Source organism: Kineosporia babensis, from assembly GCF_021129305.1.
Taxonomy (GTDB): domain Bacteria; phylum Actinomycetota; class Actinomycetes; order Actinomycetales; family Kineosporiaceae; genus Kineosporia; species Kineosporia babensis.
Genome location: NZ_JAJOMB010000034.1, coordinates 23024 through 41324, shown reverse-complemented (window position 1 = coordinate 41324; position 18301 = coordinate 23024). Strand labels below are relative to the sequence as shown.

General features: G+C 70.5%; 18 protein-coding genes, 2 tRNA genes and 1 other RNA gene. 9 read left to right on the top strand and 12 right to left on the bottom strand.

Features of this window, described 5'->3' with window-relative positions; all coding sequences use genetic code 11:
* Window positions 1–388: 388 nt before the first annotated feature.
* The gene (locus tag LR394_RS42505) at window positions 389–2191 is read left to right on the top strand and encodes a prolyl oligopeptidase family serine peptidase (RefSeq protein WP_269330473.1); all 1803 of its coding nucleotides are present in this window, start codon (window positions 389–391) and stop codon (window positions 2189–2191) included.
* Window positions 2192–2276: 85 nt separating this feature from the next.
* On the opposite strand, the gene LR394_RS38375 is transcribed toward LR394_RS42505, so the two are convergent.
* The 7 genes from LR394_RS38375 to ffs all read right to left on the bottom strand — a co-directional run bounded on the left by LR394_RS38375 (window position 2277) and on the right by ffs (window position 9780).
* Complete coding sequence (locus LR394_RS38375; RefSeq protein WP_231449630.1) at window positions 2277–3344, bottom strand: aspartate-semialdehyde dehydrogenase; 1068 nt, start codon at window positions 3342–3344, stop codon at window positions 2277–2279.
* On the bottom strand, window positions 3341–4621 hold the full coding sequence (locus LR394_RS38370; protein WP_231449629.1) for an aspartate kinase: 1281 nt from the start codon (window positions 4619–4621) through the stop codon (window positions 3341–3343). Before LR394_RS38370 ends, LR394_RS38375 begins: the two co-directional genes overlap by 4 nt.
* A gap of 153 nt (window positions 4622–4774) precedes the next feature.
* Window positions 4775–5473 carry a DUF5063 domain-containing protein gene (locus LR394_RS38365; RefSeq protein ID WP_231449628.1) on the bottom strand — a complete coding sequence of 233 codons (699 nt, stop codon included), beginning with the start codon at window positions 5471–5473 and terminating at the stop codon, window positions 4775–4777.
* Window positions 5466–6065 carry a recombination mediator RecR gene (recR, locus tag LR394_RS38360; protein ID WP_231449627.1) on the bottom strand — a complete coding sequence of 200 codons (600 nt, stop codon included), beginning with the start codon at window positions 6063–6065 and terminating at the stop codon, window positions 5466–5468. Before recR ends, LR394_RS38365 begins: the two co-directional genes overlap by 8 nt.
* 55 nt (window positions 6066–6120) lie before the next feature.
* Window positions 6121–6951 (bottom strand): serine hydrolase domain-containing protein, encoded by an 831-nt coding sequence (locus LR394_RS38355; RefSeq protein ID WP_231449626.1) that lies wholly within the window; start codon window positions 6949–6951, stop codon window positions 6121–6123.
* Window positions 6948–9587: a DNA polymerase III subunit gamma and tau gene (locus LR394_RS38350; RefSeq protein WP_231449625.1), complete on the bottom strand. Its 2640-nt coding sequence runs from the start codon at window positions 9585–9587 to the stop codon at window positions 6948–6950. The genes LR394_RS38355 and LR394_RS38350 overlap by 4 nt, the downstream gene beginning before the upstream one ends.
* A gap of 96 nt (window positions 9588–9683) precedes the next feature.
* Window positions 9684–9780: signal recognition particle sRNA small type (ffs, locus tag LR394_RS38345), an RNA gene on the bottom strand.
* A gap of 121 nt (window positions 9781–9901) precedes the next feature.
* On the opposite strand from ffs, the gene LR394_RS38340 reads away from it, so the two are divergent.
* The 4 genes from LR394_RS38340 to LR394_RS38325 all read left to right on the top strand — a co-directional run bounded on the left by LR394_RS38340 (window position 9902) and on the right by LR394_RS38325 (window position 11636).
* Window positions 9902–9989 (top strand) — tRNA-Ser (locus tag LR394_RS38340).
* A 151-nt stretch (window positions 9990–10140) separates the two neighbouring features.
* Window positions 10141–10449 carry a type II toxin-antitoxin system VapB family antitoxin gene (locus tag LR394_RS38335; RefSeq protein ID WP_231449624.1) on the top strand — a complete coding sequence of 103 codons (309 nt, stop codon included), beginning with the start codon at window positions 10141–10143 and terminating at the stop codon, window positions 10447–10449.
* Window positions 10450–10488: 39 nt separating this feature from the next.
* Entirely contained in the window at window positions 10489–11043 is a 555-nt protein-coding gene (locus LR394_RS38330) for a LytR C-terminal domain-containing protein (RefSeq protein WP_231449623.1), read from the top strand.
* Window positions 11044–11159: 116 nt separating this feature from the next.
* Window positions 11160–11636 carry a DUF4262 domain-containing protein gene (locus LR394_RS38325; protein WP_231449622.1) on the top strand — a complete coding sequence of 159 codons (477 nt, stop codon included), beginning with the start codon at window positions 11160–11162 and terminating at the stop codon, window positions 11634–11636.
* A 376-nt stretch (window positions 11637–12012) separates the two neighbouring features.
* Here LR394_RS38325 and LR394_RS38320 read toward each other — a convergent pair whose 3' ends face one another.
* Window positions 12013–13059, bottom strand: a complete 1047-nt coding sequence (locus LR394_RS38320) for a hypothetical protein (protein ID WP_231449621.1) — start codon at window positions 13057–13059, stop codon at window positions 12013–12015.
* The gene (locus tag LR394_RS38315; RefSeq protein WP_231449620.1) at window positions 13049–13540 is read right to left on the bottom strand and encodes a hypothetical protein; all 492 of its coding nucleotides are present in this window, start codon (window positions 13538–13540) and stop codon (window positions 13049–13051) included. Before LR394_RS38315 ends, LR394_RS38320 begins: the two co-directional genes overlap by 11 nt.
* Before the next feature lie 300 nt (window positions 13541–13840).
* Here LR394_RS38315 and LR394_RS38310 point away from each other — a divergent pair, with 300 nt between their 5' ends.
* Both LR394_RS38310 and LR394_RS38305 read left to right on the top strand, forming a co-directional pair.
* Window positions 13841–14209, top strand: coding sequence for a hypothetical protein (locus LR394_RS38310; protein ID WP_231449619.1), 369 nt, complete (start codon window positions 13841–13843; stop codon window positions 14207–14209).
* Between the two features lie 91 nt (window positions 14210–14300).
* Entirely contained in the window at window positions 14301–15230 is a 930-nt protein-coding gene (locus tag LR394_RS38305) for a DUF4388 domain-containing protein (RefSeq protein WP_231449618.1), read from the top strand.
* A 193-nt stretch (window positions 15231–15423) separates the two neighbouring features.
* Here LR394_RS38305 and LR394_RS38300 read toward each other — a convergent pair.
* Window positions 15424–15510: transfer RNA gene (locus tag LR394_RS38300), tRNA-Ser, on the bottom strand.
* A gap of 94 nt (window positions 15511–15604) precedes the next feature.
* A complete protein-coding gene (locus LR394_RS38295; protein ID WP_269330477.1) occupies window positions 15605–16036 on the bottom strand; it encodes a nucleoside deaminase in 432 nt (143 codons plus the stop codon).
* A gap of 131 nt (window positions 16037–16167) precedes the next feature.
* Between LR394_RS38295 and upp the strand changes: the two genes are divergently transcribed.
* Complete coding sequence (gene upp / locus LR394_RS38290; protein WP_231449616.1) at window positions 16168–16803, top strand: uracil phosphoribosyltransferase; 636 nt, start codon at window positions 16168–16170, stop codon at window positions 16801–16803.
* A 134-nt stretch (window positions 16804–16937) separates the two neighbouring features.
* The gene (locus tag LR394_RS38285) at window positions 16938–17102 is read left to right on the top strand and encodes a hypothetical protein (protein WP_231449615.1); all 165 of its coding nucleotides are present in this window, start codon (window positions 16938–16940) and stop codon (window positions 17100–17102) included.
* Between the two features lie 290 nt (window positions 17103–17392).
* Here LR394_RS38285 and LR394_RS38280 read toward each other — a convergent pair whose 3' ends face one another.
* Window positions 17393–18172 (bottom strand): lysophospholipid acyltransferase family protein, encoded by a 780-nt coding sequence (locus LR394_RS38280; protein WP_231449614.1) that lies wholly within the window; start codon window positions 18170–18172, stop codon window positions 17393–17395.
* Window positions 18173–18301: the final 129 nt, after the last annotated feature.

Here is an 18301-nt window from a genome sequence, read left to right as displayed (position 1 = left end):
CAGCCTTCGGCGAGGCCCGCTACACCGGCTGACTCGCTAACCCCAGCGCCACTGCCGTCCCTGGCGTCACGCTCGTCCCCTGGAACCGCAGCGTTCGTGTTCTCATCGGCGCTCCCCATGGTGCCTACCTCTCCCCTGGCCCTGGTCGTCCTGCCCAGCATCCCCGACTGCTGACGACCCCTCAAGATCAGCTCAGCCACGAGACGTCGTTTCCGCAGGATGACCGCAGATCACTTCAAGACCCGCGGGCGGATGCCGATATGAAGACCACGGCGCTCCGCCGTGGTGGGCTTGGAACCACTGCGGCGGAGTGTCACCCAACCCGGCCGCGTCCGGACACCCCGCCGAGAAGCCTCTCCGGCCGTGGTGCGCGTGCAAAGATCTCGGCATGAGCGCGCCGAACTCTTCGCCGGACAGTTCACTCCCCGCCTGGGAACGGCGTTTCCGGGCGGGCCGGACGAGCCTGCCGGTCTGGGCCCTGGACGCGCCCGAGCGGTGCTCGGTGGTGGCCACCCACCAGGGCGTGCTGGAGATCCACAGCTGGCAGCCCGGCACCCCGGCCACCCAGCTGACTTCCCGCTCGGAGGGCACCGCGCTCGGCGAGATCGACCCGTCCGGTGAATGGATCTGGTGGTTCGACGACGTAGCCGGCAACGAGCACGGCGTCTGGCGCAAGCAGCCGTTCGGCAGCGCCCCGGGCGCCGACCAGGTGGCGGTCGCGGATCTGGCCCCGTCCTACTCGGCCGGGCTGGCCCTGGGCCGCGACGGGCTGGCGGTGATCGGCCAGAACGACGACGGTTACGGCACCCGGATCCAGGTGGTGGAGAACGGGAAACCGCTGCGGCTGCTCTACGAACACATCGAGGACGCCGGGGTCGGCGGGCTCAGTGAGGACGACTCGCTGCTGGCGATCGCACACAGCGAGCACGGCGACTCCCGGCACACCGCGCTGCGAGTGCTGCGGGTGGAAGACGGCTCCACGGTTGCCGATCTGTGGGACGGTCCGGGAAAGAGCCTGGAACCGCTGGGCTTTGCTCCGGTCATCGGCGACCGGCGACTGCTGGTGCTGCATGAGCGGCGCGGGCGCGGTGAGCTGCTGATCTGGGACGTGGAGTCCGGCCTGGAGCTGGACGTGAATCTCGATGTGCCCGGCGAGATCTCGGAGGCGCAGTGGTTCCGCGACGCCTCGGCCCTGCTGGTGAGCGTGGACCATGAGGCCCGGACCCGGCTCTACACCTTCAATCTGCTCGACCTGAGCACCACCCCGGTGGGCCGCCCGGACGGCACGGTGATGGATGCGACCACCCGCCCGGACGGCGGGATCTGGGCGCTGTGGTCTTCGGCCGCCCAGCCCCCGGCGGTGCGCGATCTTGAGGGCAACGTGGTACTGACCCCGCCCGGCGAACCAGCTCCGCCGTCGGTCGCGGTCGAGGACATCTGGGTCGAGGGCCCGGGTGGTCGCATTCACTCCCTCTTGCGCCGCCCGCTTTCGAGCGAGGGTCCGGTGCCGCTGATCATCGACATCCACGGCGGGCCGACGGCGCACGACGCCGATCTGTTCCGGGCCTACCCCAGCGCCTGGGTGGATCACGGGTACGCGGTGCTGCAGGTGAATTACCGTGGCTCAACGGGTTACGGTTCGCAGTGGCGGGACGCGCTGGAGCAGCGGGTCGGTCACATCGAACTGGAAGACGTCGTGGCGGTACGCGACCACCTGGTCGAGGCCCAGATCGTGGCGGCGGACAAGGTGGTGCTGGCCGGCGCCTCGTGGGGCGGTTACCTGACGCTGCTGGGTCTGGGCCTGTACCCGGACCGCTGGGCGGTGGGCGTGGCCGGGGTTCCGGTGGCCGACTACCTGGCCGCCTACGAGGACGAGATGGAGGCGCTGAAGGCCTTCGACCGCTCGCTTTTCGGTGGTTCGCCGGACGAGGTGCCGCAGAAGTACCGCGATTCCAGCCCGATCACCTACGCCGAAGCGGTGCAGGCGCCAGTGCTGATCCTGGCCGGCGAGAACGATCCACGCTGCCCGATCCGGCAGATCGAGAACTACGTGGCGGTGCTGGCCGAGCGGGGCGCCGAGCACGAGGTGTACCGGTACGACGCCGGGCACGGGTCACTGGTGGACGACGAGCGGGTGCGCCAGGTCCGGGCCGAGATCGACTTCGCCACCCGGCACCTGAACGGCCGCTGACCCCGAAAGCCGGGCTGGCAAGCGTCTTCAAGCAAAACTGCGGGCCGGTACCTTTCGGCACCGGCCCGCAGAGACGAACTGCTGGTTACAGGTCGCGAGCGATCAGTTCGGCGATCTGCGCCGTGTTGAGCGCCGCCCCCTTACGCAGGTTGTCGCCGGTGACGAACAGGTCCAGCGTGTTGGGGAAGTCGAGTGCCTGACGCAGCCGGCCGACGAAAGTCGGGTCGGCGCCCACGGTGTCGGCCGGGGTGGGGAACTCCTTGCCGTCCGGGTCGTCCACGACGACCACGCTCGGCGCCTCGACCAGGGCCTGCCGGGCCTCGGCGACGGTGATCTCCTCGGCGAAGGTGGCGTGCACCGCGAGCGAGTGGGTGGTGACCACCGGAACCCGGACGCAGGTGGCGGAGACCTTGAGGTCGGCGATCCCGAGGATCTTGCGGGACTCGTTGCGGACCTTGAGCTCTTCGCTGCTCCAGCCCTCACCCTTGGCCGAACCGGCCCACGGCACCACGTTCAGGGCCAGCGGGGCCGGGAACGGGGACTCGCCCTCGCCCAGCTTCTCGGCCAGGGCGCGGCGCACGTCACCGGCCACGTTGCCGAGCGAACGATCGTTCGCCACGACCTCCAGCTCGTCGTGCAGCCGGTCGATGCCGGGCTGGCCGGCGCCCGAAGCAGCCTGGTAGGAGGCCACCACCAGCTCGGTCAGGCGCCACTTCCGGTGCAGCTCGCCGAGCGCCACGATCATGGTCAGCGTGGTGCAGTTCGGGTTGGAGATGATGCCGCGCGGGCGGTTACGGGCCGCGTCGGGGTTCACCTCGGGCACCACCAGGGGCACGTCCGGGTCCATCCGGAAGGCACCGGAGTTGTCCACCACGATCGCGCCGCGCTCCACGGCGATCGGCGCCCACTCGGCGGAGATCTCGTCCGGCACGTCGAACATCGCGATGTCCACGCCGTCGAAGGCCTCGGGGCTGATCGCCTGGACGGCGACCTGCTCGCCGCGGACGGTGAGCAGCTTGCCGGCCGAACGGGCCGAGGCGATCAGCCGGATCTCACCCCAGACGTTCTCGCGCTGGGACAGGATGCCGAGCATGACCGTGCCGACGGCACCGGTCGCGCCGACAACGGCGAGGGTGGGCTTGCGGGTGCTCATCGTCCGGTACCTCCGTAGACCACGGCCTCTCCGTCGGAGCTGTCGAGACCGAAAGCTGTGTGAATGACGCGAACCGCGTCGTCGAGTCGCTCGGCCCGGGTGACCAGCGAGAGCCGGATCTCCGAGGTGCTGATCATCTCGATGTTGATCCCGGCCTCGGCCAGGGCGGCGAACATCTGCGCGGAAACCCCCGGGTGGCTGCGCATCCCGGCGCCGATCAGCGAGACCTTGCCGATCTGGTCGTCGTAGCGCAGGGATTCGAAGCCGATGCCCTCCTGGGCCCGGTTGAGCGCGTTCATCGCGCTCTGGCCGTCGGTCTTCGGCAGGGTGAAGGAGATGTCCGTCAGGCCGCTGGTGGCGGCGGAGACGTTCTGCACGATCATGTCGAGGTTGATCTCGGCGGCGGCGACCACCTGGAAGATCTCGGCGGCCTTGCCCGGCTTGTCCGGGACCCCGACCACGGTGATCTTCGCTTCGCTCCGGTCGTGTGCGACCCCGGAGATGATCGGCTGCTCCACCACTGCTCCTTGCGTTGATTCGACGGGCTTGTCGGTGACCCAGGTGCCTTCGCGGTGGCTGAAGGACGACCGGACATGCACCGGAAGGTTGAACCGGCGGGCGTACTCGACGCAGCGCAGGTGCAGCACCTTCGCCCCGGAGGCGGCCATCTCCAGCATCTCCTCGCTGGTGATCCGGGCGATCTGCCGGGCCGAGGGGACGATCCGCGGGTCGGCGGTGAAAATGCCGTCCACATCGGTGTAGATCTCGCAGACGTCGGCCTCGAGGGCCGCGGCCAGCGCCACCGCGGTGGTGTCGGAACCACCGCGGCCCAGCGTGGTGATGTCCTTCGTGTCCTGGCTGACGCCCTGGAAGCCGGCGACGATGGCGATGTGCCCCTCGTCCAGCGCGGCCTTGATCCGGCCGGGGGTGACGTCGATGATCCGCGCCTTGCCGTGCACGCCGTCGGTGATCACCCCGGCCTGGCTGCCGGTGAACGACCGGGCCTCCTGGCCGAGCGCCGCGATCGCCATCGCCAGCACCGCCATCGAGATCCGCTCACCGGCGGTGAGCAGCATGTCGAGCTCGCGGGCGGGGGGAAGCGGCGAGACCTTCTCGGCCAGGTCGATCAGGTCGTCGGTGGTGTCACCCATGGCGGAGACCACGACGCAGACGTCGTGCCCCTGCTTTCGCGTGTCCACGATCCGGCGGGCAACCCGCTTGACGCTCTCGGCATCCGCGACGGAGGAACCGCCGTACTTCTGCACGACCAAGCTCACCGGGTCGCTCCTAGCTACTCGAAAACGGGTACTGTCGGCCGTCATTCTACCGACCTCCCCGGCCTTGCCCCGCAGGGTATTTCGGCTGGTGAGATGCCCTGCGGAAGGCCGCTTCCGCCCCAGATCGTCCGGGTCGGGGCGGGCTGCGCCGGATCAATCGAGGTTCAGGGCCTCGAACTCCGCATCGGCCACGGTGTCCTCCTCGACGTCCAGGCGCAGGTGCCCGAGCATCGACTGCAGGACGCGCAGCGCGCTGGTGGCCCGCACCCCCCAGGTGGACAGGTAGGAGAACTGCCACCACCACAGCGCCTCGTCCACCCGGCCGTCGCGGTAGTGCCGCAGCCCGTGCGCCAGGTCGGCGGCCACGTCGGCCAGGTCGTCGGACAGGATGCCGCGGATCAGCTCGCCGGAGGTCAGCGGGTCGACGATGTCGGCGTACTCGTCCAGGCCCTCGAGCAGGTTGGCCAGGCCGGTGCGCAGCGGGTCGATGTCCGGGTCGGGCCCGGCGTCCGGCTCGAAGCGCTCACTCGGCACCACGTCGGTGATCGCGCCGAGCCGGGCCCCGCCGAGCAGGATCTGCGAGACCGCCAGCAGCAGCACCGGGATCGCGGTGTCCGGCGAGGAGCCGGCCGCCACCTCGGTGAGCGCGTTCAGGTAGGTCTGCGCATCGGTGGCCGTCTCGTCGGCCAGCTGGTGCAGTTCGCGGGCCTCGTCGGCGCGCTCGTCGGTCAGGTCGATCGACGCGCTGCCGCGGGTGCGGGCCTGCGGGATCGAGCCGGTGGCCTCGTGCCGGCCGCGGGGGCCGAGCGGTCGGCCGAAGGCGTCGCGCTTGCTGTTCTTCTCGTCAGACATCCAGCAGTCTCCTGCCCTCGAAGGCCCGCCCCAGGGTGAGCTCGTCGGCGTACTCCAGGTCCCCCCCGACGGGCAGCCCGGACGCGAGCCGGGTGACCTTCAGGCCCATCGGCTTCAGCAGCCGGGCCAGATAGGTCGCGGTGGCCTCGCCCTCCAGGTTCGGATCGGTGGCGAGGATGATCTCGGTGACCTCACCGGAGGCCAGCCGGGTGACGAGCTCCTTGACCCGCAGATCGTCCGGGCCCACACCCTCGATCGGGCTGATCGCGCCGCCGAGCACGTGGTAGCGGCCTCGGAACTCCCGGGTCTTCTCGATCGCGACGACGTCCTTGGACTCCTCCACGACGCACAGCACCGTGCCGTCGCGCCGGGCGTCCGCACAGATCCGGCACTTCTCGTCGGCCGATACGTTGCCGCAGACCACGCAGAACCGGACCTTCTCGACCACCTCGTTGAGGGCGAGCACCAGCCGCCGCACGTCCACCGGGTCGGACTGCAGGATGTGGAACGCGATCCGCTGCGCGCTCTTGGGACCGACGCCGGGAAGATGCCCGAGTTCGTCGATCAGGTCCTGCACCACGCCCTCATACACAGGTACGAGCCTACGTGCTGGGATCGGTGGCGTCGCCCATGCCGCGCGATCGACCTCAGCGGCCGTGCGCGGCGAGCACCTCGTCGCTGAGCGCGGGCCAGGCCTGCTTGGACCAGTCGCCGAACTCCCGGTCGGACAGGCAGACGCAGGCCAGAGCCGATTCCGGGTCCACCCACAGGAAGGTGCCGCCGGCCCCGAAGTGACCGAAGGCACCGGCCGAGATGCGGCGGCCGGCCCAGTGACCCGGACGGGCGAAGTTGCGCTCGAAACCCAGGCCCCAGTCGAGCGGGTTGTACCGGCCCAGGCCGGGCAGGATGCCGGCCAGCCCCGGATAGTGCACCTGCACTGCCGTCTCGAGGGTCTGGCGGTCGACCAGCCGGGGGCTGAGCAGTTCGGCGGCGAACCGGGACAGGTCGGCAGCAGTGCTGCGGCCGCCCGCGGCGGGTGAGCCGGGCAGCGAGGTGTGCTTCATCCCCAGCGGGGTGAGCACCGCCTCGGCCAGGTAGTCGGCGAAGTCGATGCCGGTGGCCTGGGCCAGGTGCTGGGTGAGGACCTCGATGCCCTGGTTGGAGTAGATCCGCCGGGCGCCCGGGCGGGCCACCGGGGCGGAGCCGGAGTCGAACCCGTAGCCGGCGGTGTGCGCCAGCAGGTGCTCGACGGTGGCGCCTTCCGGGCCGGCCGGGTCGCCGAGGCCGAGCGCCTCCTCCTCCAGCGCCACCAGAACGGCGTAGGTGGTGAGCAGCTTGGTCACCGAGGCCAGGCCGAACTCGCGGTTCTGGTCACCACGGGCGGCACTCACGTTGCCGTCCGCGGTGATCACGGCCGCGGCCGTGTTCGGCACCCCCCAGAGCTGTTCCCAGTCGTCGATGCCGGCGAGTTCGCTCACAGGTCCCGTTCCTCGATGATGCGCCCGCCGAGCAGTCGCTCGACGGCCTGGACGCCGACCAGTCCGGCCATCGGGGAGGTGTCGAGGCCTCCCCCGTCGTCTTCGCTGCCGTCGTCGGACAGGTCGACGACGCGGTTGGCCGGGGCTGAGCCGTTGCTGGCCGGTGGTGCGGTCTGCGGACGGGTGTTCTGCGGACGACGCGCCTGAGGGGTGGACCAGCCGCCGTCCGGCGGAGCCTCGTCCTCGCGCATCGGTTCGCTGAGGTCCGGCGGGATGTCGTCGTAGGGGGAGGCCTGCGGCGTGGGCATGCCGCGGTCTTCCTCCTGGGTGGCCGGGCGCGCGGCGGGGGGTGCACCGGCGGCCCGGGCCTGCTGGTTCTGCTGGGCGCGGGCAACTGCCGCCGCGGCTGCGGCCCGGGCGGCCGCGGCACCGATCGAGCGGGGTTGCTCGGGAGCGGCGGGGGTTTCGCGGGTGGCCACTCCAACCCCACCTGAGGACGTTTGTGCGCCCGTCGCGACGGTGGGTTGCGGTTGCTGCGGGGCCGGGGACGACTGGGCCGGATGGCTGGGCTGGGCCGACGGGGTCTGGCGGACCTCGGTCCAGGCCGAGGCCTGGGGTTGTGCTGGTGAGCCGGCCGCCGCCGGGCCGGTTGCGGGCGGCTGCTCCGGCCAGCCACCACCGCTCGGAGCGCTGCGGGGCTGCGGGGCCACCGGCGCGGGCTCGGACGGGGTGGACGCTTCAGGTGCCCGGCCGGGCGGTGCGGACGGCCCGGCCGGTTGGCTAGGGCGGGGGCCGCCACCACCGCCCGCACGGAACTCCGCAGTGACGGCGGCCTCGACCGCGCAGTCCAGGCCGATCACCTCGATCAGGGCCTGCCGCATGAAGTTGGCGTGCGGACCGCGGCCGAACGTCGAGACCAGACCGGCCGAGTCGAACCCGAGCAGCAGCCGCCGGCCGTCGTAGTCCAGGACATTGGCGTTCTGTGAGACCAGGGTCCAGGTGATGCGCTTGATCGAGCGCACCGAGTTGAGCACCTCGTCCCAGTTGCGCCGGATCGCCTCCAGGTCGCCGCCGCCCGGCTGGGGCTGGGACGGCTGGACCGGTGGCTGCGGGTGGGCCGGTTGCTGGGCTTGCGCCGGTTGCTGGGGTTGGGTGGGCGGCGGGGCTTGGGGAGCCGGTTCCGGGTGCGCCGCCGGGGCCGAGGGCTGGGCCGCCGGAGCCTGGGAAGCTGCGGAAGGATCGGGACCGGCGGATGCCCCCTGCGGGCTCGCCGACGTCCCCAATTCGGTTTCGGCCCCTTCTGCGGATGCAGTGCCGGTGCCGTTGTTGCGGCCGATGGCCGCCCGCACCGCAGCCAGACCGGACGAGCGGGTCTGCGGGTTCGCGTCGGCCTCGGCCACCCCGGCCGAATCGGGCAGCGGCGGCAGCGGGGCCGGAGCCACCGCAGCACCCGGCGCGGCCACCACCATCGCGCCGGAACCCATCCGCTTTTCCAGCCGGTCGACCCGGGCGCCCAGACCGCGCTGCGCATCGTCGGCCGAGGGCAGCAGCAGCCGGGCGCACAGCAGTTCCAGCTGCAGCCGGGGCGAGGTGGCCCCGGTCATCTCGGTCAGGGCGGCGTTGGCCACGTCGGCGGCGCGGGACAGCTCGGCCGAGCCGAACCGGCCGGCCTGATGACGCATCCGCTCCAGCTGGTCGTCCGGCATCCCGCGGAAGATCGCGTGCCCGCCGTCCGGCACCGCCGCGATCACCAGCAGGTCGCGCAGCCGCTCGAGCAGGTCCTCGACGAAGCGCCGGGGGTCGTGGCCGGACTCGATCACCCGGTCGATCACCCGGAACACGGTGGCCCCGTCGCCCGCGGCCAGGGCATCGGCCACGTCGTCGAGCAGGGCGCCGTCGGTGTAGCCGAGCAGCCCGATCGCGGTGGCGTAGTCCAGGCCGTCCTCGCCCGAGCCGCCGATCAGCTGGTCCAGCACCGAGAGCGTGTCCCGTACCGAGCCGGTGCCGGCTCGCACCACCAGCGGCAGCACCCCCTGGCCGACCGCCACGCCCTCCCGCTCGCAGAGCTCGGCCAGGTACTGCACCAGACGCTCGGGCGGGACCAGGCGGAACGGGTAGTGGTGGGTGCGCGAGCGGATCGTGCCGATGACCTTCTCGGGCTCGGTGGTCGCGAAGATGAACCGGATGTGCTCCGGCGGCTCCTCGACGATCTTCAGCAGGGCGTTGAAGCCCTGCGGCGAGACCATGTGCGCCTCGTCGATGATGAAGACCTTGTAGCGGTCCCGGACCGGGGCGAAGGCGGCCCGCTCGCGCAGGTCCCGCGCGTCGTCCACACCACCGTGACTGGCCGCGTCGATCTCCACCACGTCCAGGCTGCCCGGGCCACCACGGGCCAGGTCGACGCAGGAGGGGCAGGTTCCGCAGGGGGTGGGAGTGGGACCCTGCTCACAGTTCAGGCAGCGGGCCAGGATCCGCGCGCTCGTGGTCTTGCCGCAGCCGCGCGGGCCGGAGAACAAGTACGCGTGGTTGACCCGGTTCTTGTTCAGGGCCACCGAGAGCGGGCCGGTGACCTGCTCCTGACCGATCACCTCGGCGAAGGACTCGGGCCGGTAGCGGCGGTACAGAGCGGTCGTCACGGCCGCCAGCCTAGGCCAGTCGGCGGGGCTGATTCAGGCTCGGATCCAAGTTGTGGAGAACTCCACCCGATCGTCCGGACGGGACCGGGGAGCAAAAGAAAGGACCCCCCGCACACCCGCCAGAGCCCGCCTACCCTTGCTGCCTTCCGGCCCTGGGGGGGTTCAACTGGATGACGCCGCACGAGGGGTCTGCGCACCACTGTACCCAATCCGCGGGCGAGCACCGACCACGGGGCACCCGGCGGGTCACGGCGCGAACCGCCGATCACCCCCAGGTGCACGAGCACCCCTCCGGCATTGCTAGGCTCTCCCACGGAGGATTCGCCTAGTGGCCTATGGCGCTCGCTTGGAAAGCGGGTTGGGTTAACGCCCTCAGGGGTTCAAATCCCCTATCCTCCGCCAGCTGCGGCGGCTCGTCATCGTTACGGACTCGTGCGATGACGAGCCTGCCCGGGCAGCTTTCACTCCCTCGGCGGTCACGTCTCGTTCCCCCCACTTTGCCCAGAGTCACGAAAGTGGCGCCGAAGACGGCAGAGACGACAGAATCCTCAGGGTGATTTTCAAGGCTGTCGGCGAGGGCCGTCCGTATCCCGACCACGGGTACAGCACGTCCAAGCAGTGGTCCGACGTGCCACCCAGCCAGGTCCGGCTGGACGACCTGGTGACCACCAAGCGCACGCTCGACCTGGACGCCCTGCTGTCCGAGGACTCCACCTTTTTCGGTGACCTGTTCGCCCATGTCGTTCAGTACCAGGGCGAGCTCTACCTGGAAGATGGCCTGCACCGCGCGGTTCGCGCCGCGCTGCACCAGCGGCCGGTGCTACACGCCCGGGTGCTGGTGATCGACGCCCAGGACGGCTGAGCCGAAGCTGCCCCGTCCGGGCCCGAGGGGGCGGGGCAGATGGGTTCTTCGTACTCACCGGCCGGCCGGCGTACCCGGCGGCGGCAGGCGCTGACCTTCACCGCGGTGTTCCTGGCGGTGGTGCTGGTGGCGGTCGGGGCACTGGGCAACTGGCTGCAGTGGTGGAACATCGGGCCGGCCCCGGCCGAGCGCCCGCCCTGTCCGGAGCAGACCGTCAGTGCGGCCGATCAGGTCAAGGTGAATGTGTTCAACGCCACCGCCCGGCGTGGTCTGGCCGCAGCCGTGGCCAAGGAGCTGAAGCGGCGCCGGTTCCGGGTGCAGATCGTCGGCAACCACTCGTCCACCGGGGTGATCGCCACCGCCGTCTCGCTCCGGTACGGCCGGGGCGACGAGATCCTGGCCCGCACCGTGGCCCTGCAGTTCTCCGGCGAGGTGCGGATGCTGCCCGAGAAGGCGGCCCGGGACGAGCACTCCGTGGACGTGGTGATCGGTGGCCGCTACCGGGCCATGAAGGATCGCGAGCAGGCTGCTGCGGCGATCGCGGCGGTGCCCACCCCGGCCGGCTGCCGGCCCGCCGGATCCCCCGGCGCCTGAGCCGGAAGTGCTGGAACGGGCAAGACTGTCGGTGGTGGTGCGTACTGTCGTCAAACGTCATCAGGTGGTGCGAATCGGCATCACCGAACGGCTTTGACGAACAGGCGGGGGTCGCCATGTGTTTGAGGTGCGCCGGGTGGAGCGATGCCGAACTGCTGGCCAAGAGCCGGCACGACATCGAGGTCCACGGCTGGGGGTTCGTTCATGTCGAGGGCGGTGAGAGTGCCGCCTTCACCTACACGGTGGGCCTGACCAGGTTCCACGGTCATCCCGAACTGCTGGTCTCCGGGCTGGAGGCGGAGCCGGCGGCCGGGCTGCTGGACGATCTGGCCGAGGACGTGCAGGGCGGGCTGCGGCTGGCCGAGGGCGACCGGCTGGGTGAGGAGTGCTGCCCGGCCCATCAGCTCCAGCTGGTCGAGGTGGAGGATCCGCGGCGGCTGGCTCAGGCGCAGCAGATCTACGCCAGTTCGGCCGGGCTGGTCCCGGCCCTGCAGGTGGTCTACACCGACGATCGAGGGCGCTGGCCGTGGGAGCCCGCCTGGGCGGCGGGGCACTGGTGCCAGCCGGTTTTCGGGCGGCCGCAGCGGCCCTGAGGTGATCGTTGCGGGCTGGGTTCAGTGCCGGTACCGGGTGCCGGTGCTGAACCCGGTGCCGGCCCTGCCCCGGAAAGATCTGCCCCGGAAAGGTCATGCTTCGGAACGGCCAGAATCCGGGACAGTGGCGCTACGGAACGGTGGAGTCCGGAACGCTCCAAGGTCTGCTGCCAGTTCAGGATCCGGGCTGGCACGCTCAGGGAGCCCTACCGTTGGCGAGCGGGATCCCCAAGAGATACTCGATACGCCCCAACCGGTCTCACCCCACCGACTCTCGGTCTCACTCCGCCGACCCTCGGGCCCACCGACCTCCTGGCCACCGCCCAACCAGCCTCGACCCGACCCCAGTCTCGGCTCTCCGCGCAGGCGTTCGTGCTCAGGCTCGGCCGCTGCCCACCTGCTGATCCTGCTGATCCGGCTGGTTCTGTGCGTCCGGCCGGCCCGCCCGGCCCTGCTGCTGGGCCTCCAGCGCATCCAGATCGATCCGCAACGGCCGCGAGGGCAGGAACGAGGGCACGTGCCGGGCCGGGTTCGGCGCCCCCACCCCCGTGCGGATCCCGTTCGGCGAGGTCACCGCTGCCCCGGTCACCGGGATCGAGGTCGGCGGCACCGCGCTCGGCGGCACCGTCACGGTCGAGGTCGGGGCCGGCCCGGCCTTGATCACCCCGAGCCGGGTCAGCTGATGGATCGCGACCGTGGTGGCGAACACCCCGTGACCCAGCATCCAGGCGATGTCCAGCGGCGTGGTCGTGCCGTTGGCCAGCGCCGCAATGTTCCACTGGGTGGCGGTCAGCCGGATCCGCTCGACCGGCAACTGCGGCGCCCGCTGGATCGGCGCATCCATCCGCACCCCCCGAGTCATCCGCCCCAGAACCGCTTTTCGGCGTTCCACCTCGGTGAGGATCTCGGCCACGCTGAACGTGCGCACCGGCTCACACCAGTGCCAGGCCCCGGGCCGGAACCGGGCCACCGCACCGGTCGCGTCCGGCACCACCGCCCCCAGCGTCACCAGGGCGGCATCCGCCAGGGCGGTGCGGCGCAGTACCTCGGCGTCGAAGGCCGAGGTGGCCTCGCTGCCCAGCAGTTGCGAGGCGGCCGAGACCGCGGCGTCGATCCGGCCCCGGCGCAACGACGACACCAGCCGGGCCCAACTGCGCTCGTCGGTGTAGGTGGGCCGCAGCAGCAGCGCCTCGATCCCCGGCGTCAGCACCGATTCCACGTAGCCGATCCGCCCGCTGACCAGGTAAACCGTGCCACCCCAGCGCCCGTTCAGGTACAGCGCCCCGGTGGCCTGCTCCTCGGCCAGGTCGAAGAGCCGGTCGTAGGCGGTCTCCTCCGGCTCGGGCGGCGGCGGGGCCGGTGGCTGGGTGTTCTCGCTGGAGCGCCCCCGCCCGGTCCAGCGCCCCCAGACGCTAGGAGCCATGGCCCGATTCGATCGCCGCGGGCTGGGTGGCGACCTGCAGCAACGGCCCCAGGGCACGCAACTGCTGGCGGGCCAGCGCCAGGTTGGTCCGGGCCCGGTCGAAGGTCACGACCACGAGCAGGCCGTCCACCCCGGCCTCGGGCAGGGGCGTGATCAGGTGGTGCCGGCGGCCGAAGGTGATCGTCACGTCCTCCAGTTCGTCCGGGTCGCCCAGGCTCGAGGTCATCAGCCCGATCACCTGCACCACGTCACTGGCGGCGGCCGAGATGGTCGCGGCGAGCGCCCCGTTGTCGGTCACGTCCACACCGGCGTCCACATCGGTGGCCGGCTTGCCCACCACGGTATCCAGAACGAAAGCAGAATCCGGCTCGACCAGGCACGCGGTGACCAGTCCGTCGATGCCCTGCAACCGGGCGAGGACGGCGTGGACCGCGTCCGGTCCGCCCGCGGGGGCACCAGGGGCGGATGGTGGTGCGTTCACCGGCATCAAACCCTGCTCAGCGGCTGCTGTGACAACCGGCAAAGCACTATCACATCGCTATCACGAGGCACAGATATCGAACTCGATTCTCTTTCGTCTTCTACACGACTTCTTGACGATGCCCCCGCCTGAGTGCAGTATTCTGCCGCTCACGAATTGTTACAAGCGCCCCGTTACAACAGGTTCGATCCAAACCCTGCGAACGCGCCGGACGAACTCGCGAGAAGCGCCGAAACAGGCACTCAGACCTTACCCGACACATGCTTGTGTCAACGTCGAAATGAGACTGGAGTTCTTCCCGTGGACATCGACACCGCTCTGAAAGAAGCCATGGAGATCGACGGAGCGCTGGGCGTGAGCCTGGTCGACTACGGCAGTGGAATGTCGCTCGGAAGCCTGGGCGGCGGGAAGTACCTGGACCTGGAGATCGCCTCGGCCGGCAACACGGAAGTGGTCCGGGCCAAGATGCGCACCCTGGAGTCGCTGGGGATGCAGGAGACGATCGACGACATCCTGATCACCCTGGGCCGCCAGTACCACGTGATCCGGCTGGTCCGGGGGCAGGCCGCCAGCGGACTGTTCATCTACCTGGCCCTGGACAAGACCAAGGCCAACCTGGCGCTGGCCCGCCATCACCTCAAGCGCATCGAGGGCGAGCTCACGATTTGAGCCGCCGCCGGCCGGGTCCGCGTCTGCCCTGCGAGGCCGGCGCGCTCCGGTCGCCCTGCCCGTCCATCACTACGAAAGTCGGCTGCCCGCGATGACGGTTCAGCAAGCCGAGCATCCGGCGATCGACGTTCTGCGGGTGCTCGCGATCAGCCGCAGCTCGGGCGCGCTCGAGGTGCGCGGGGTGCCCGGCGGCGCGTTCTTCCTGCACGAGGGCGAGGTGACCTATGCCGAAACCATCGGTGTGCCACCGATTCCGGAGACCAGCCAGGCCGATCCGGAACTGCCCGGGCTGATCCGCTCGACCATCCTCGAGGCCGGGGTGGAGATGCTCTCCGGCCCCCGGGTGGAGGGCGACCGGCCGCTGTTCCGGCCCGGCCGCCGGCACTGGACCGGCCTGCGCTGCCGGATCGCGGTCGAGCACCTGCTGGCCGAGATCACCGATCTGATCGGGCGGCTGCGCCGGCTCGGGGTGGATCCCGACGACGAGGTGCAGCTGTGCTGGCTGCCCCGCGGGCGCACGGTCGTGATCGACGCCCAGCAATGGGCCCTGACCGGCCGCCTCACCACCGCCGACAGCCCTCGCTCGCTGGCCCGCCGCTCCGGCATCCCGCTCACTGCCACGCTGGCCAGCATCGCCGCCATGATCTCGGCCGGCGTGGCCCGGCTGGTGCATCACGACGGCCCCGTTCAGGACACTCCGGCTCCCACCGCTGAGGCGGCAAAAACCACCGCCGAGCCGAACCAGGCCCCCGAGACCGGGCCGGTGAACACCGTCGACCCCACGCTGTCGGCGTCCACAATTCTGACTGCTTCCAAGCCGATTCCCGCACCTCCGGATCGGCTGCCCCGGCGGCGCCCCAAGACTTCCGAAGCGGAGCCGGCCGAGGACAGTGAAGTAACCGTGGAAGCGGCACCGCCGCCCCCACCTCCGCCAAAGCCGATGCCTCTGCCGGAAGACCTGGACCCGAACAGCCGGGTGGCCATTGCCATGCGTGTTCTGGAAGGCCTCAAGCGGCTCTGAAACACGAATTCGCGGGCGGCATCCAAAGCGGCGGTCAATACCCGCGGACGAATTCCGGCCGCAATCATTTGCCCGGCATTTCCACTGCATCTATCGCCCAGCGGTCTTGACGCTCACGCCAATGCTCGGTACCAGAAACGGACCAAAAGCGAAGGGCGCGGCACCCGAAACCGGATGCCGCGCCCTTCGACGGCGGTGGCGGTGGGATTTGAACCCACGGAGGGCGTAAACCCTCACACGCTTTCGAGGCGTGCTCCTTCGGCCGCTCGGACACGCCACCGCGGAGAACCTTACCGAATCAGGGGCCGGTTCACCGAATCGCCTCCCCCGGCCGGCCCCGCCGACTTCCAAAGACGTTGCTGCACAGGAACAAATCAGCGGCGCTCGGCGAAGAAGTCGACGAGCAGGGCGGCCGCCTCCGCCTCGCGCACCCCGCCGACCACCTCGACCCGGTGGTTCAGCCGGGCGTCCCGCACGATGTCCCGGGTCGATCCGGTGGCGCCCGCCTTCGGGTCCCAGGCCCCCAGCACCACCCGGGAAACGCGGGCCAGCACGATCGCCCCTGCACACATCGCGCAGGGCTCCAGAGTGACCACCAGCGTCGTGCCGTCCAGCCGCGAGCTTCCCGCCGCGGCCGCGCCCCGGCGCAGGGCCACCAGCTCCGCGTGGCCGGTCGGATCCTGCCGGGCCTCCCGCTCGTTCCTACCCCGGGCCAGCACGCTCCCTGAGGGGTCCAGCAGCACTGCCCCAACGGGCACGTCTCCGGTCGCGGGGGCCAGCGCGGCTTCCTCCAGAGCCAGCCCCATCCACTCCCCGAAGGCTCCCTGCGACTGCGCGCCCACCGACGTCCTTTCGTTCCCGTACCTATGCCATCTCGACACCTATGTCATAGCCACGCTGCACCGACAACCCACCCGGACACCGATAGGTTGCCCGCATGCGCCTGCACGTCGTCGACCATCCGCTCGTCGCCCACAAGCTCACCACTCTCCGCAACCGAGAGACCGACTCGCCGACGTTCCGGCGCCTGGCCGACGAGTTGGTCACACTGCTGGCCTACGAGGCCACTCGCGGGGTCCGGGTGGAGGAGCACGAGATCCACACCCCGGTCGCCGTGGCCACCGGCATCAAGCTCACCCAGCCCAAGCCGCTCGTGGTGCCGATCCTGCGGGCCGGTCTGGGCATGCTCGAGGGGATGACCCGGATGGTGCCGACCGCCGAGGTCGGCTTCCTGGGGATGATCCGTAACGAGGAGACGCTCGAGGCCAGCACCTACGCCAACCGGCTGCCGGACGACCTGACCGGCCGCCAGGTGTACGTCCTGGACCCGATGCTGGCCACCGGCGGCACGCTCGCGGTGGCGATTCAGTACCTGATGGAGCGGGGCGCGGACGACGTGACCGCGATCTGCCTCCTTGGTGCACCAGAAGGCGTCGAGCACGTCCGCCAGGCGGTCGGCGAGGACGCTCCGGTGCAGATCGTCCTGGCCGGGATGGACCCCGGCCTGAACGAGAACGGCTACATCGTGCCTGGTCTTGGAGACGCGGGAGACCGCCTGTACGGCGTAGTCTGATGCCCGCACGGCTACCATGAGTCTCTAGTTGAGGTTGAGACTCGCTGCGTAGCCATGCGTGACAAGGTCGACACGGATAGAACATACTCGTAGCGCTACATTTGCCTGAGTTACACCACTCTGGGGAGGCCGCAGTGACGAGGACCCGGCGAGCGCTCGTGGTCATCCTGGTTGTGTTCTTGATCTACGCGGTCGTCAACGACCCGCAGCAGTCGGGGAACTTCGTGGGTGACATCTGGGACTGGCTGCGGGATGCAGCCGACTCCATCGGCACGTTCTTCGACAGCGTTCTGAACTAGCCACCGCGTTCACGCGCCGGCTGACAGCCCGTCAGCCGGCGCCCTCCTTTGCCCAGAACATCAGCAACGGACGCTCGGCCGGCAGACCGGTCAGGTCACCGAAGAGATAAGCAACGGACGTCCGCACGCCTTGGTCGGCATCGGAACCGTCCGCTTCGGCCGGGTCGGCGAACGATCAGGCAACGGGCCTCAGCACCGGCACCACCCGCTCCGGCCGGGTCCGGCGAACGAACCGGCAACGGACGTCCGTTTCGTCGCCACCCGAGCGGTCGGGTAGGGAATCGCCGGAATCAGCGCCGCTTCTTCTGCAGCTTCTCCCGGCGCTTGGCGGCCTTCTCCGCCGCCGCAGCAGCGTCCAGCTCCTTGGCCTCCTCAAGCGTCGGGGCGCTACCCCCGAGCTCGGCCGGCAGCCACCAGCGGTCGGCGTCGTCGGCCGGCTCCTGGGGGTAGCGCTGCTGCAGGTCCTTCAGCAGGACGTCGACCCGGCGCTGCAGCTCGGCCGTGGTCTCCATCGGCCCGGCCCCCGGCTCCGCCCGGAACGGCTCGCCCGCCTTGAGCATGACCGCCTTACCCCGGCCCAGATCGGGCTTGCGGGCCTTGGTGTAGATCCGCTGCCCGCCCCAGATCGCCATCGGCACGATCGGCACGTCCGCCTCGGCCGCCATCCGCGCGGCGCCGGACTTGAACTCCTTGAGCGTGTACGAGCGGCTGATCGTGGCCTCCGGGAAGAGCCCGACCACCTCGCCCTCCTTCAGCGCCCGCACCGCATGGCTGAGCGCGGCGGCGCCGGCGGCCCGGTCGACCGGGATGTGATGCATGCCGCGCATCAGCTGACCGGCCACCGGCTGGCGGAACACCGACTCCTTGCACATGAAGCGGACCAGGCGGCGCTGCGGCCGGGCCAGCAGGCCGCAGAAGGTGAAGTCCAGGTAGCTGACGTGGTTACTGGCCAGCACCGCACCCCCCTCGGCGGGAACGTGCTCGGCACCCTCGACGGTGAACCGGATACCGAGGGCCGCGAACACCGAACGCGCCAGGGTGATGACCGGGGGATACACAAGCTCTGCCACGGACCGAACTGTAAGCGGTCGGGCCGGGTGCTTCACAGAGCCCGCCCTCGGTGCCCTCCGGGTGCCGGGTCCCGGCCCCCGCCAGATTTTTCACCACCCGCTGCAACCGGCGGATCACCTGCGCAAACG

Excerpts from the sequence above, each read along its gene's own strand:
- LR394_RS42505 (WP_269330473.1), top strand. The coding sequence starts at position 389 with ATGAGCGCGCCGAACTCTTCGCCGGACAGTTCACTCCCCGCCTGGGAA.
- LR394_RS38375 (WP_231449630.1), bottom strand. The coding sequence starts at position 3,344 with ATGAGCACCCGCAAGCCCACCCTCGCCGTTGTCGGCGCGACCGGTGCC.
- LR394_RS38365 (WP_231449628.1), bottom strand. The coding sequence starts at position 5,473 with ATGTCTGACGAGAAGAACAGCAAGCGCGACGCCTTCGGCCGACCGCTC.
- LR394_RS38330 (WP_231449623.1), top strand. The coding sequence starts at position 10,489 with ATGGGTTCTTCGTACTCACCGGCCGGCCGGCGTACCCGGCGGCGGCAG.
- LR394_RS38325 (WP_231449622.1), top strand. The coding sequence starts at position 11,160 with ATGTGTTTGAGGTGCGCCGGGTGGAGCGATGCCGAACTGCTGGCCAAG.
- LR394_RS38320 (WP_231449621.1), bottom strand. The coding sequence starts at position 13,059 with ATGGCTCCTAGCGTCTGGGGGCGCTGGACCGGGCGGGGGCGCTCCAGC.
- LR394_RS38305 (WP_231449618.1), top strand. The coding sequence starts at position 14,301 with ATGACGGTTCAGCAAGCCGAGCATCCGGCGATCGACGTTCTGCGGGTG.
- LR394_RS38295 (WP_269330477.1), bottom strand. The coding sequence starts at position 16,036 with ATGGGGCTGGCTCTGGAGGAAGCCGCGCTGGCCCCCGCGACCGGAGAC.
- upp (WP_231449616.1), top strand. The coding sequence starts at position 16,168 with ATGCGCCTGCACGTCGTCGACCATCCGCTCGTCGCCCACAAGCTCACC.